The organism is Sporomusa acidovorans (assembly GCF_900101845.1).
Classification (GTDB): domain Bacteria; phylum Bacillota; class Negativicutes; order Sporomusales; family Sporomusaceae; genus Sporomusa; species Sporomusa acidovorans.
Window position 1 is genome coordinate 19,303 of the sequence record NZ_FNAM01000036.1, and the last position, 14,082, is coordinate 33,384.

A 14,082-nucleotide genomic window follows, 5' to 3' on the forward strand; every position below is an offset into this window, starting at 1 on the left:
AGTTATAGGATTTCAAAAAGAAAACAAATTTATAAAGGGTGGCTATGAGTTGAATCAAAAATATATTTATCTATTAGCATTGGCACATTTATCTAACGATATTACTATTGGAGCATTACCGGCGATTTTGCCTTTTTTTGTTTCGCAGTATGGAATGGATTATAGTTCGGTAGCAGGGCTCATGTTTGCTTCCTGTTTTTTATCGTCAGTCGTACAACCGGCATTTGGCTGGCTGGCAGACCGTAAATCACGGTCATGGTATATGTCATTGGGAGTTTTGCTGTCTGGGGTAACGATGGGAATGGCAGGGTTGTTTAGTGATTATTGGACTATTTTTACTGTGATAACGCTTAGCGGAATCGGCAGTGCGATTTTCCACCCGGAAGCAGCACGTATGGTCAACAAGGTTTCCGGGAATAAAAGAGGAACGGCATTAAGTATTTTTTCCGTTGGCGGTAATAGCGGGTTTGCTGTTGGTCCGATGATTGCGGTAGCTTCGATTACGGCTTTGGGGATGAGCGGCACGACAGTACTGTGTTTTGTAGGCTTGATCATGGCTATGATTTTAATGGCGCTTGTTCCCAAAATGAAAGCAGAAATTGCTCAGGCATCAGTTTCAGAACATATAGCAGCTACAAAAAACGGCGGGGAAGAGAAAGCCGGCAAGAATGACTGGAAGGCCTTTGCGCGTCTGACTTTGTTAATCGTGTGCAGTTCCATTGTTATTTGTGGGTTAAGGAGTTTCATTCCTTTATATTGGGTAGATGTTTTGGGGCTTTCAGAAGCAGCGGCCGGTTCGGCGTTAACGTTGCTCTTTACGCTTGGGGTTGTGACTACCTTAATCGGCGGAATGATGGCCGACAAGTTTGGCTATTTAACAATTGTTCGGATGAGTTATGTGCTTCTGGCGCCGATGGTTGCACTTTTATCGCAAACCACTAATGCGGCAATCGGGTATTTATTAATGGTGCCGATCGGGCTCGCCATGTTTTCGCCATTTAGCTCAGTGGTTGTTTTGGGTCAATCTTATTTAGCACGCAGCATCGGTTTTGCTTCCGGTGTCACGCTGGGGCTTTCCTTTAGCGTAGGCGGCGTGATTGTTCCTCTGATTGGCCGGTTTGCCGACAGTCATGGATTAACAGCCACGATGGAACTTCTGACAATGGTTGCAGTGCTGGCCGCACTATGCTCGTTCGTCTTGCCCAAACCGGAAAAATGTTAGAATAGGTTCACTAGCAGAATAGAAAAAGCGGTTGTTTGCCAACAAGGTAAGCAACCGCCTTTTTCTATATAATTAATTCATGAGTTGTAAAGATCCATTGGGCAACGGGTGGTTTTTATTTAGATTTTGTTGTCTTTAAAATTGTGGCTGCGTTGTGCCTGCCGCCTAATAGTCATTTCAATTCGTTCAACTGGCAGCATACGCATGATCACTACGCAAACAATGCATTCCACACTTAGATAACTTGCGTTAAAGAGAAGGGAATATAGATAGGGCGATACTCCTGACGGCGCATAGCTGGCAAAAAACACGATGCCGGAAATGTAATGGAATATAAAGCGGCCTATAATAGCAACGACGGTTCCCACCAGATACCGGTCTTTGAAATAGCCTGCTAGGCCTAAAGCCATAAACGGTAACGGATAATCAAACAGCACTTGTACCGGGTGCAAAATATAGGGATCCTGGATCAGATTAATTACACCAAATAAAAAGCCGGTGAGAAATCCGGCTTCCGGGCCGTAAAAAAACGCTATTAGCAGTATGGGGATCATACCGCCAAGAGTTATGCTGCCTCCCTGCGGCATATGGTATAGTTTTAACGTGTGCAGGATGACGGCCAGGGCAAGTGCAAGTCCAATATGAGCCATCATTCTGGCGTTGAAGGTGACCTTCTTCATCCGCAGCAACGCTATGACTAATAATATGACTCCCCCCAGAGTCAATAGTGTAGTTGGGTTGGCTGCAATCATTGATAGGTTGTCCACCAGGTTACCTTTCATACTCTAACCTCCATTTGAAAATGTAAGCCGCAGCCCTTGGTAGGACTGCGGCTTTTCTCTATTGCTCAAAGTCACTTCCCTACGCTGGCATTATCCAGATCAGGTTAAGGGTTAATGAAATACGGATTCCATCTCTCAGCCCGCAGGCACCCCTAGCACATTATGGTATTTTATTCCACTATAACACTGTTTTGTTTACTCGACAAGTAATTTATAAGTTTTGTAAGTATTGTTCTTATTGATCATGCCATTGCAAATAAACTCCTAATAAGCCTTGCTCTACTGACACCGATACTTCCCGGCAACCGCTTACCGGTTGATTACTAATTGCATAGGGCAAGTCGCGTTTAAGTGTGGCTTTTTCTAAAGGCCAGCGCACACCGCCAATGGTAACACCTAAACAACAGGTTGACAGGGAAATCAAGGATACAATGTCAGGCATTATAGCAGCGTTTATCCTCACGGCATCTTGTCCTGATAAGAAAAACAAGACTTCAGATTCATCGGCGGCAATGCCTTTAAAGCCAGGAGATTCCCAACCGGCTAAGGATTGGATGTTGCTGAAGGCGTGGTCAAACCGCCCTCCCCATACACCGGAGACAATCACGGTAGCCGTGCTGAATATTTCTTTCGTTCGAAGCAAAGCAAGCTGAAGATCGGTATAATCTTTATCCACAGGGTAAACTTCAACCGGAACGCCCAGACTCTTCCCCCAATCCCAGGCTTCCGGACTGGCGCTGTCGCCATCACCAATGATCCGTTCCGGTGCTATAGCGGTTTGCCGGCAGATCTGGATGCCACTGTCAATACACCATACAGGTAACCCTTTTGCTATTTTCACAAACCATTTATTTGCCGGCGGTCTGCCACCGGCAGTCATCAGCAGCGTTGCCGCGGGCAGAAGGTTCGCAAATAAAAGCGTAACTTGCGGCAGCGTTAAACTATGTCCCATATTGTACACCTAACCAATTTTCAAGATTAGTTGTTTACTTCCCTCTTTTGGCTATATTATCCTTCCTACACCTGGCAGCATGCAAAAAGAAAACTAAAATTTTCCTATAACACTTTTCGTTATTGTGATTACATCATATGATTTTTTATTTTTAAGCAGGATTTTAACGTATTATGCAGAATAATTGCAAAAACTCAATATAGCAAACCGCTTGAAAAGGCGGGACGCAAAGCCATGGGTCTAAAGATTACATCTATGATTGCCAGGTTGCAGCCTAAAGTAAGCTGAACTGGCAATTTTTTATTGGATACAATTGTGAAATGCAAACAAAATATCATTGCGTGTATAATGGGGAAGCTATCGCGACAGGCATTACTATTTTTTATGGAGTGATGGTGACGTTGGAGTCTGCAAGACAACGCATTTTATTGGTCGACGACACAAGATTAAGCAATCAAATAATGCAAGATATACTGGGAAATGATTATGATATTTTTGTTTCTACCTCGGGTAAAGAAGCCTTAGTATTGGCTGCTTCAGAGAATGTAGACCTCATATTGCTGGATGTTGAAATGCCGGGAATGAATGGTTACGAGGTATGCAGACGGTTAAAACAGAATCCCTATACGAAAAATATACCGGTCATTTTCGTTTCGTCCGCTGATGACGTTCAGCATGAAACAGAGGGGCTTGAAATCGGAGCTATCGACTATATTATAAAACCTTCCAATCCGGCAATTATTAGGGCACGGGTTAAAAACCATCTAGAACTAAAAAAGTATCGGGATATACTGGAGCGAATATCGCTAATCGATGGCTTAACCGGCATACCTAACCGGCGTCATTTTGATCAGACACTGGATAAAGAGTGGCGGCGTGCAATACGTCATGGCGATGTTTTATCATTGGCTTTAATTGACATAGATTTTTTTAAAAAATATAACGATCATTACGGACATCTTGCCGGTGACGAATGTTTAAAGAAAGTAGGCAGCATGCTGAACGAATCGTTGAAAAGGGCCAGCGATTTGGGGGCGCGTTATGGCGGGGAAGAGTTTGTTATCCTTCTTCCTTCAACGGCGAAAGAAGGAGCGCTAACCGTCACGGAAAGAATTCGTAATAATGTAGAGGAGTTAGGAATTCCTCATGAGAAGTCCGAAGTGGCCAATCATATTACGGTGAGTATCGGCGTGGCGGCCATGAAGCCGGAATGCAGTAAGGTTCCTTCGGATTTGATTCGGCAAGCTGATTTGGCTTTATATCAGGCAAAAAATGCAGGACGAAACAGAGTCTGCAGCGCACCGGATTGATCGCAAAAATAAATTCTCCGATACAATTGCAAGAGTGGCAAAACACCCCATAGGCGCTAATAAGCTTAACCTATGGGGTGTTTATTTCTATGTCAATTTGCTATTCATGGATCAGAGGCAAATTTGTCCGTATAAGCCTCATGAAGGTTTTGAATTAAGACTTACATCATTGGACTTGTTTATGGTGATGCCCCCGATGAGGGAATGCTGTTTTTACATGACTCATATCTTGCTTAAATATATTTTGATCAATACCTAAGCTAGTGGCAACTTCAGACCAAGTGTTGTTGATCTTTTTCAGCCCTAAAACATCAGCAATTGGCTTATTGGTGTTTTTGGCAAGTTCATTGGCTACTGCGATATCACGAGGATGATATCCCTGTTGGAGAAATTTCATAGAGGTTTGTTTCGCTATACTTAATTTAGTTTCCATATTTGTTGCCGCGATATCCCAGCGGGTGGATTTCATTGCCTCCCGGGTTATTCCCAGTGCTTGCGCGACATCTTTCCAGCTATTGGTGGCGGTTTTGGCCTGCATAACTTCCTGGAGTGATTTGCCGCCAGCCTTGGCCAGGAAAGAAGCCCTGTACAAATCCCGATAATGAACTCCGCTTTGCGTGTATTTAAGTACATCCTCTTTGCTGACCCTAAAGACGTCAGATAGTTTTTGGGCAGCCTGATCGGGGTCAACATGAGACTGTTGAATCCCAGGGCGGTTTAAAGGCTGTCCTTTATTTTCATCTGCTTGAACAATAAAAGGGCTTACCATACCGCTGATAAAAATTGTTCCGGCTACTATAGAAGCAAGCAATCCTTTATTCATGCTCATACCTCCCTTGTAAATTTAACCCAATTTTATAGCTGAATTGTGACAAAAAAATGACAGCGTATAAATTAAAAATCAATTACAAGGGTAGTAGTTTTCTTGCTCCACAGTTTCAACTTCGAGCCAAGCGGGAATGAAACCGCTGTTGATTGCAATATTCCAAGAATGCAGATTGGAAAGACTCGTTCCGTAAAATGGCAGCTTGCCTCTGTTGATTATTTCATTTTTTAGCAGGGTAACAAGATATGTCCCGACTCCACGGCCACGGTAATTTTTTTCGACATCGATGCCGATTTGCCACATTATCGGTGTATCCGCGGAGGCGCCCGCCATGCCTATGATTTTTGAACCGTCATAGGCGGCAACGGCGAGCACGTCCGGCCGTTCCGGAATAAATCTAGCACAAAGGGCGTTGGGAAACTGTCCGGCTTTATACAAGGGAAGGATTTCATGCTGCTCAAACCATTTTAGATGACAAGACAAGCCTGTTTTTTTTACTTGCCCAATCGGCAAAAACATATGATGGGTTTGCCATAAATGCTTACCGTACTTTCGCAGTTCCTGATCGATTTCATTCAGACAGATAAATCATCCTGCCAAAATGCTTTTTCCCACGATATTTCCGGGAAAATAAATCGTAATCAAGACGACGACCACGGTATCAAGATAAGTGAAATTAATATTGTCATCCTGCCTGGTAAGATTGATATAGGTACATAGTAAAATAAAGACACTGCACCAAATATAAATTAACCATTCATGCTGCTGGTAAGTCTTTATTCTGTTAAAGGAAACCAAGGCCCCCAAAGATATTGCCACAAAAATAATACGCGCCAAAACTGCCTGATAAAACCGGGGGCTTATCCCAAAAAAAATGTAATCGTTGCGTATAAATAGCAGACAAAAACAAATAGCAGCCATAATCGCTATTTTTGTATGCAGCAGATCTTCCTTCAAATAGAATTGTTCCACAGCACTGTCAGATGCATTCGAGAATATAGACATAGCATAGTCCCCACTCATTCTTGTTACTAAGTCTTATTGACGATTTACTTCAGTATACAGTGCTAAAATACCTGCTTTTTTATGATAAATTCCAGAACTGGCTACTATTTACAGTCTTAATCCGAGGTTTGCAGTCTCCGGAGTGACAACTCATATTCGTTCGAATGGAAGCATCTAATTATTTGCCTATCTTACAACTCATAAATTTCATCACAGAAAAGACCGTGCTTAAAATAAAACGGGTAGAGAATAATTCTCTGCCCATTTTATTTATTTGTCATACCAAATGAACACTATATAAACCTTAATCTACGGATATTTCAAGAGGGCGGTCATCGCTAATAGAAGAATTGAATAATAAGCAGTTACAGGGGCTTGGCAACAAGCCACTGCTGTTTTTGCTGACCTTTAGGAAGCATATGAGCATCAAACCACATATAGAAAAACTTTTCGACCGGATTTACAACATAGCCATCCTGACTGTGATCGGCCGTGTCATAAGAATCTGCCAGAATTAAAACATCGTCGGCGACCGTAGCGGTTCCCATGGTATCATAGCCGACGATGACCCGCCAATGTCCTCCCCAATCTATATTTTCAACCATTATCGGGGTATTGTCTTGTAAGTTGGTGATAACAAAGTTTTTGAAATCCGCTACGCTTGTAAAGGTGGCACCGTCACTGGTGGCAGCAGTCAGACTGGACTTTACATTCCAGCCAATGGTTTTAAAAAAACGAACCATCCCTTTGGTATCTGTGCCTACTGCCGGTTTTGTTCTCATAATTTTGGCGATAGCTAATTCATGCCAGCTGGTATTGCCAAAATGTGCAAGAACCGTTAAGGCGGCCGCAGGGCCACAAGTGATTTCCGTTGTTTGCTGATAGGTTTTATAGTGGGGTAAAATCGTTAACGTATCGGTTGATTCTAAATTATAAAAGTCCGGAGCAGTATAGTAGGGCGATTGTTTAACATTGCCTAAACCATGATAAGCAGAGGCACCTTCCTTGACCGTGTCATAATCGGCAGGGTAAGGAATCACCTGGCTTGCAGCGATATTTTCGGCAGTTTCAGGGGATGTCGCAAATCCTATGTTTACAGCACCAAATGTAATACTTATAACAAAAAACAAAATTACTAAGCCAATCTTTGTCTTTTCTTTCACAGTATCGTTTCTTTTGTTTTTATTCACCACTTATATACGCCTCCGGAAAAATTTTATTATCCCCTATATTATACCATAACCTGGGGGATAATTAATTTGAAAAGCTCTATGAGTAAAGCAGATGGTCAAAAGATGATATATTTAAGAAAATATTAATAAATTCGCTAAGTTTTACGATATAATAACAAAGAATAATTTGCCAAATCATTATGCAACAGGGCCTGCCAGTATGTAAAATTAAAATATCAGGAAAGAGGTGTTTTCCTGTGCCAGTAAGTGCTAACACTTCTCTTAATTCATATATCGTCAACATGCTGTATTCTAATAGTGGGATAAAGCGTAGCAGTAATGCGCGAAATTCCTTTTATCCGGATTATAACAACGTAAGCCTGCTTAGACTCAATGCTAATGCCGCTGCCGCGAGCTTTCGGGCCCAGCAAGCCGGGTACAAAAATCAAATTGCGGGGTTTACGAGTGCTGTAACTGATTTAAAAACGAGTGCACAAGAATTTGCCGCTAACAATAACGTGTTTACCAGAAAATATATAACAGATTACGGCGATACGATAACCGGCAATGCCAACAATAAGGCCAAACCTGCTACCTATGACATAAGTATTCAGAAACTGGCCTTAGCGCAGCGCAACGTCGGCAAAAGCCTGGATGCCAATGCGGTTGGCAGTGTGGGAAGCGGGCTCTATTTCTTCGGGATAACGGTTGGCAATAATCAGGAAAAACAAGTAGCAGTCAATATTTCCAGTACGGATACCAATAAGCAAGCCTTAACCAAGATTGCCGATGCGGTAAACCATACGAACAGCGGCGTTCAGGCCGAAGTCAAGCTGGCGAATAATAAAGCGTATCTGAGTATGGAAGGTCAAACCGGCGCGGCGGGCAGTTTCACCTTGCGGGATATTGCCAACAATTTAGTATCGGGCTTAGCTTTGATGAATAACGTGCAAAGTGCGCAAGACGCCGTATATACTATTGACGGGGAAAGCAGGCAAGCGGCAAGCAACACGGTTAAACTGGATAACGGGAATGTCAGTTTAACCTTCAAAACGGTCACAAACGGGACGGACAAGGTAACGGTTGGCTTCGATTATAGTAAAACTGTGAATGCAGTACGGAATTTGCTGGCAAGTTACAATGAAATTAACTACAATATGCAAAATGCGGACAATGTAACTAAACGGGGCGATAAGCTGCTGGCAAATGTTCAAAATCAGTTTAGCGGTATGCGCCGGGAGGAATTGCAAAAGATTGGGCTTACTTTGGATCGCGAAACAGGCAGCATTAGTTTGGATGCGGATACATTAACCCAGGCTCTTGCAACCAACCCCAGTATAGTAGAACGACTGCTGGCGGGCAGTAGTGGTTTGGCAACAGCCGCCGGCAAAGCCGCACAAACAGCCCTTGATGTTCCGGTGACGGCCTATTTTAAGGCTCCTAACATTAATGATTATTTAGATTACGGTTCTAATTTCCTAAGGGGAAGCGCCAACCAACATTATAATTACTCGCAGGGATTATTTCTTGATATGATGATATAGGTTAAGTACCGGGCAGGCAAGGTCTGCCCGGTGCTTTGAGGATTACATAAACCAAGTTACTTTATAAGACTGCCATAAGAAAATGGTAATTTATAAAGTAACTATTTTTTTGGTATGGTTCTTGCAATAATTATAGGCATAGGATTGAAAAATTTTAAAACAGGGAGGATACAACAATTGAGAGAGGCGGTTCTTAATCGTTTTTTGCGTTATGTGCGTGTTGACACACGTTCTGAATTGGGGAGTGATACTTACCCTAGTACGCTTAAGCAGCTAAATTTGGCAAAAATGCTGCGTGATGAATTGCTTGAACTAGGTGTTCCGCAAGTTGAATTGGACCAAAATGGTTATATCATCGCGAAGATTCCCGGCAATTTTGCAACTAATGCGCCAGCAATTGGTTTTTTGGCCCATTACGATACATCGCCGGATCTATCCGGCGAAAATGTCTGCCCCAAAATCGTAGAAAACTATGATGGTAAAGATATTGCTCTTGACGAAGCCGGCAACTATATTTTGTCACCGGCAGAATTTCCTGAACTTGTAGATTACCAGGGACAGACATTGATAACTACCGATGGCACTACCTTATTAGGTGCTGACGATAAGGCCGGTATTGCTGAAATAATAACTGCTATCGAATATTTTCTGCAACATCCCGAAATCAAGCATGGGCCGTTATGCATAGGGTTCACACCTGACGAGGAAGTTTCCGGAGGCACCAAGTACTTCGATATTGCTCGGTTCGGTGCTGAACTTGCTTACACTATTGATGGGGAAGGCCTTGGTTCAATTAATTTTGAAAACTTTAACGCCGCCAGTGCAACTATCGTCATTAAAGGCTGCAATATTCATCCTGGTTCTGCCAAACATAAAATGATTAATGCATCACTGCTCGGAATCGAATTCAATGAAATGCTGCCGTTATTTGACCGGCCAATGTTCACCGATAGTTATGAAGGGTTTTATCACCTCACCGATTTCCGGGGAAATGTAGAGGAGGCAGTACTTAATTACCTCATTCGCGAGCATGACCGGAAAATATTTGAACAACGTAAAGTTATCGTACAACAGGCCGTAAATTTTTTGAAATTGAAATACCCGAAAACCAAAATTGATTGTGAGATCACTGATAGCTACTACAATATGCGTGAAAAAATTGAGCCGGTTGCCCATATTATCGCAATAGCGGAACAGGCAATGCGGGATATTGGCGTTACTCCCGTGATATTCCCCATTCGTGGCGGTACAGATGGTGCTCGCTTATCATTTAATGGCTTGCCATGCCCGAATTTATTTACCGGTGGTCATAATGCTCACGGACGTTATGAATATATTCCGTTGGAATCAATGGAAAAAGCCGTACAAACCATTGTTCGCTTAATCGAGTTGTTTGCAACTCCCCAAAATGCCTTAAAATAAAGCTATCAACATATGATGGAAATGCTTTTTTCTTCTGATTACAATTGAGTTTCATAACGACATTTATCAATGCTGAATAAAAGAATTAAGGGCTTTCGCTGTTTTCCGAAAAACCAGCGGAAGCTCTTAGTTTTGTTCAATAATTTTTTACGGCATTATACTGTAAACTCGTAATAGGTTCATAAATAGGTTATATATCTAACCTATTTAACCTATTTACCAATACGTAATCCAATATTTAACGGATTATACACAAATTCATTACGTGTGATACCGAATTATTCCCATCTATGGTTGGTTTTGTATATGCTAATTTCTCCAGCGCGCATTGGCACACTTTTTGCATTTTAGATGCTGCAGTATATACTAAATCAAGGAGGAATATTATGTCTGAAGATCAAAACAATGTTGGTTCATCCGAACCGCCAATGTCCCCCCACAAAGAATATCAGGAAATTAACGCGTATGTCGTTTGCTGGGATTATTTTATGCTGCGATCTTTGCTTTAGCAATAGGTTATCTTTGTCTGAAAATAGGGCAGACAGTTGACGCTTTTGCGCCGGTTTCCATCATGGCGATGGGAATGGCTGTCATGCTGAAGCGCAAAAACGCTTTTCCTGAAAACGTACATATTCAGGCTATTGCCAGTGCCGGTACCAACGGAATTGGCGGCGCCATGTTTATCCTGCCGGCTTTTTACATTCTCGGCAATAACACGCTCGGTTATTTTCAATTAGCGGTGCCGGTTATTCTGGGTGGTCTTCTTGGCGTTTTGATTGCCGCCGTATTTCGTCGCTATTTTTGCGAAGAAATGCACCATGCCTATCCTTTTCCCGCCGGGCGGGCAGCTGCCGAAGTTCTAAGTTCAGGCGAAGGCAGCAAGGCGAAACTCATGTTATTTAGTGGAACAATTGCTCTAATTTACGACTTTATTCTCAATAGCCTTGGCTGGTGGCAGGAAGTAATTGCCAGTACCGCTTTTAGCTGGGGCCAGCAACTTGCAGCGAAAACTAAACTTACTTTCAGCCTGGACAGTGAAACAGCACTACTCGGTATTGGGTATTTTACAGGGTTGCGCTATGCCGCTATTATTGCTGCCGGTTCCTTTTTTTCCTGGTTCATTTGTATTCCCGTCATATATTATCTGGCTGGCGACCACCACATGCAATATAGTAGGCCAAGACCTCAGCAAAGAGTATGTTGACGAATTAATTGAATTCCAAGACCGTTCTTTACTTATAAACAGCAGCAAATTTGAATATTTCGGTGAACCGGCCGGAATATATTATGAAATTCAAGAAGTAACCCGCATTCGTCATTTGGAACAAAGCCTTTCCAAGAAATTGCGTAATAAAGGTTTGGTGACACGTTATACCTTTGACAGTATTCAAGCAAAATCAACGAAAATGCAGGAATGTCTCCAACTTTCCCAACGTTTGGCTTTATCCAATCTTACCATACTTATTATGGGAGAAAGCGGGACCGGTAAGGAGTTGCTTGCTCACGCCATCCACGCTGCTTCTCCCCGGTCTATTTATCCATTTGTTGCTATCAATTGTGCATCTGTTCCGGAAAATTTATTGGAAAGCGAGCTATTCGGCTATGAAGCAGGTTCATTTACCGGTGCTGTTAAGGAGGGAAAACCCGGTTTATTTGAACAGGCTAATAACGGCACTATTTTTTTAGATGAAATTGGCGATATGCCATTGCCACTGCAAGTACGTTTGCTAAGAGTACTTCAGGAACGCCAAATTATGAGGGTAGGTTCACAAAGTATTATTAATATAAACATTCGCATAGTTGCTGCAACCAATAAAGACCTGTTTGCTGAAGTACAAAAAGGATTATTTCGCCAAGATTTGTTTTACCGGTTAAATGTTCTTCCCATCATCATTCCGCCGTTGAGGGAACGCCAGGAAGATATCCTGCATTTATTTTATTTTTTTATGAAGTAACATAATAAAAAAGTGATTCTTACCCAAGAGGCAGAAAACCTGCTTATGAAATATCAATGGCCGGGCAATATCAGAGAATTGGCCAACGCAGTGGCGTATATTTCATTTATGGCAACAGATGTTGTCAATGTATCTGATCTGCCTGCTTATATATTAAATACCGATGTGGATTTTAGTATGGAATTCTGTTATATTTCTACTGTATGCGATACGGAAAAGGCATTTCAAGTAATGTCTCATCTTTCCCGGCACAACCCTGCCGGCATCGGCAGAAAATTCCTTGAAACAGAATGCGTTCAGAACGGGATTAGCATTACAGAAAGTGAAATCAGACGATTGCTCTCTATTTTCACTAAACTAGGCTGGGCCAATTCACATGTAGGAAGAAGCGGCAGTCATCTTACTATAAAAGGACAAGCTGTGTTAGATTGGATGAAACGCTATAAAGACATATTAATAAAGAACAAGAAGATAACCTGCTAGATTGCGTAAAGTAAATCACCTGGAACCTGTTCTACTGCTTGTCAATACTATACGGGCACATGTTTATGGGATAAAGGTGACATTATCACAAATTAAACATATTTTCAAAATTTTTGAATTGACAAAATACATAAAGAACTATATACTATATATAAGAGAGTGGTATACCAGTATACCTTAAAGGTGGTTGATAGTTATTGACCAAATTTATGATATTTTTTCAGGAGGGTAAATAGCTATGATGAGACATAATTTTGATGAACTGGTTGACCGTAGAGGCACTGAATGTAAGAAATGGGATACTTATGCCGAAGATGTACTGCCCATGTGGATTGCCGATACCGACTTCAAATGTCCGCAACCTGTTATTGATGCCATGGTGAAAAGAGCACAGCATGGTATTTACGGCTATCCCGTAAATGTTAAGACATTTGAGCAAGCTATTATTAACTGGCAGAAAAAAAGATTTGGCTGGGATGTTGATATCAATTGGGTGGAATATACACCGGCTGTAATACCGGCTATTGTCTATGCCATGCAGGCTTTTACCCACCCGGGCGATAATATTGTAGTCCAGATGCCTGCCTATCATCCATTTCATGCAATTATTCCTAATAACGGCAGGCACATTCTCGGCAATAATCTTATTCTCAAAGAAGACGGCAGTTATGAAATTGACTTTGAAAATTTGGAGGAATTGCTGAGCCAACAAAGAACGACCATGTTCTTATTATGCAGCCCGCATAATCCCACAGGCAAATGTTTTACAAGAGAGGAATTGACCAGAATATCCGATCTTTGTTTGCAACACAATGTATTTGTGGTTTCGGATGAGATTCATTCTGATATTGTTTATAACGGAAATAAGCACATCCCTTTTGGCAGCCTTTCGCAAGCAGCAGCTGACAATTGTGTGGTTTGCGTTAATCCCAGCAAGACCTTTAATATTGCCGGGGTAAGAACAGGTGCGGCCATTATTCCTAACCGGCATAACCATGATCTTTTTTATAAACCGCTTGAAAATCTCAAAGCTTATGGTAGAACCGTATTCGGAACTTTGCCGATTGAAACCGCTTATAATGAGTGTGAGTATTATGCGGACCAACTGCTGGAATACCTTGAGGGCAATCTTGCATACCTAAAAAAATTCATTTCCGAGAGAATTCCCCAAATTAAAGTGGGTAATCCGCAAGCCACCTATCTTATTTGGCTTAATTGCCAAGAACTGAACATGGCGCCTAAGGATTTGCAAAAATTCTTCTTAGAACAAGCTAAAGTAGCTATGAATGAAGGCTCTACTTTCGGTCCTGGCGGCACCGGCTTTATGAGAATGAACATTGCCTGCCCACGTGTCAGATTGGTAGAAGCACTTAATAGAATGGAAGCAGCAATAAATAAACTGTAAAGGA

General features: G+C 42.0%; 15 protein-coding genes and 2 riboswitches. Of the genes, 9 read left to right on the plus strand and 6 right to left on the minus strand.

The window, feature by feature from the left end:
* The first annotated feature begins 49 nt into the window (after positions 1–49).
* The gene (locus tag BLR65_RS20525; protein ID WP_093796050.1) at positions 50–1,222 is read left to right on the plus strand and encodes an MFS transporter; all 1,173 of its coding nucleotides are present in this window, start codon (positions 50–52) and stop codon (positions 1,220–1,222) included.
* Positions 1,223–1,341: 119 nt separating this feature from the next.
* Here the strand turns inward: BLR65_RS20525 and thiT are convergent, their stop codons facing one another.
* Positions 1,342–2,004, minus strand: coding sequence for an energy-coupled thiamine transporter ThiT (gene thiT, locus BLR65_RS20530; protein WP_093796051.1), 663 nt, complete (start codon positions 2,002–2,004; stop codon positions 1,342–1,344).
* A gap of 59 nt (positions 2,005–2,063) precedes the next feature.
* Positions 2,064–2,168, minus strand: a riboswitch (TPP riboswitch).
* Between the two features lie 71 nt (positions 2,169–2,239).
* Positions 2,240–2,956, minus strand: a complete 717-nt coding sequence (locus BLR65_RS20535) for a thiamine diphosphokinase (protein WP_093796052.1) — start codon at positions 2,954–2,956, stop codon at positions 2,240–2,242.
* A 191-nt stretch (positions 2,957–3,147) separates the two neighbouring features.
* Positions 3,148–3,231: riboswitch (cyclic di-GMP riboswitch) on the plus strand.
* Between the two features lie 45 nt (positions 3,232–3,276).
* Between BLR65_RS20535 and BLR65_RS20540 the strand changes: the two genes are divergently transcribed.
* The gene (locus BLR65_RS20540; RefSeq protein WP_211285128.1) at positions 3,277–4,266 is read left to right on the plus strand and encodes a diguanylate cyclase; all 990 of its coding nucleotides are present in this window, start codon (positions 3,277–3,279) and stop codon (positions 4,264–4,266) included.
* 166 nt (positions 4,267–4,432) lie between these two features.
* Here the strand turns inward: BLR65_RS20540 and BLR65_RS20545 are convergent, their stop codons facing one another.
* The 4 genes from BLR65_RS20545 to BLR65_RS20560 form a co-directional block, all read right to left on the minus strand.
* Positions 4,433–5,089 (minus strand): hypothetical protein, encoded by a 657-nt coding sequence (locus tag BLR65_RS20545; RefSeq protein WP_093796053.1) that lies wholly within the window; start codon positions 5,087–5,089, stop codon positions 4,433–4,435.
* Between the two features lie 78 nt (positions 5,090–5,167).
* The gene (locus BLR65_RS20550) at positions 5,168–5,605 is read right to left on the minus strand and encodes a GNAT family N-acetyltransferase (RefSeq protein ID WP_176772779.1); all 438 of its coding nucleotides are present in this window, start codon (positions 5,603–5,605) and stop codon (positions 5,168–5,170) included.
* 75 nt (positions 5,606–5,680) lie between these two features.
* Positions 5,681–6,097, minus strand: coding sequence for a hypothetical protein (locus BLR65_RS20555; protein WP_093796055.1), 417 nt, complete (start codon positions 6,095–6,097; stop codon positions 5,681–5,683).
* 365 nt (positions 6,098–6,462) lie between these two features.
* Positions 6,463–7,290, minus strand: a complete 828-nt coding sequence (locus BLR65_RS20560) for a C39 family peptidase (RefSeq protein ID WP_245692951.1) — start codon at positions 7,288–7,290, stop codon at positions 6,463–6,465.
* A gap of 236 nt (positions 7,291–7,526) precedes the next feature.
* Between BLR65_RS20560 and fliD the strand changes: the two genes are divergently transcribed.
* The 7 genes from fliD (at position 7,527) to BLR65_RS20585 (ending at position 14,078) form a co-directional block, all read left to right on the plus strand.
* Complete coding sequence (fliD, locus tag BLR65_RS20565; RefSeq protein ID WP_169716839.1) at positions 7,527–8,813, plus strand: flagellar filament capping protein FliD; 1,287 nt, start codon at positions 7,527–7,529, stop codon at positions 8,811–8,813.
* A gap of 177 nt (positions 8,814–8,990) precedes the next feature.
* The gene (gene pepT / locus BLR65_RS20570; protein ID WP_176772780.1) at positions 8,991–10,235 is read left to right on the plus strand and encodes a peptidase T; all 1,245 of its coding nucleotides are present in this window, start codon (positions 8,991–8,993) and stop codon (positions 10,233–10,235) included.
* Between the two features lie 386 nt (positions 10,236–10,621).
* Entirely contained in the window at positions 10,622–10,744 is a 123-nt protein-coding gene (locus BLR65_RS31495; protein WP_281241561.1) for a hypothetical protein, read from the plus strand.
* Positions 10,708–11,439, plus strand: coding sequence for an OPT/YSL family transporter (locus BLR65_RS20575; protein WP_245692952.1), 732 nt, complete (start codon positions 10,708–10,710; stop codon positions 11,437–11,439). The genes BLR65_RS31495 and BLR65_RS20575 overlap by 37 nt, the downstream gene beginning before the upstream one ends.
* Positions 11,440–11,596: 157 nt before the next feature.
* Positions 11,597–12,190, plus strand: a complete 594-nt coding sequence (locus BLR65_RS31020) for a sigma-54 interaction domain-containing protein (protein ID WP_281241562.1) — start codon at positions 11,597–11,599, stop codon at positions 12,188–12,190.
* 12 nt (positions 12,191–12,202) lie between these two features.
* On the plus strand, positions 12,203–12,673 hold the full coding sequence (locus BLR65_RS31025) for an AAA-type ATPase lid domain-containing protein (RefSeq protein WP_444875445.1): 471 nt from the start codon (positions 12,203–12,205) through the stop codon (positions 12,671–12,673).
* A gap of 238 nt (positions 12,674–12,911) precedes the next feature.
* A complete protein-coding gene (locus BLR65_RS20585; RefSeq protein ID WP_093796058.1) occupies positions 12,912–14,078 on the plus strand; it encodes a MalY/PatB family protein in 1,167 nt (388 codons plus the stop codon).
* Positions 14,079–14,082 lie beyond the last annotated feature (4 nt).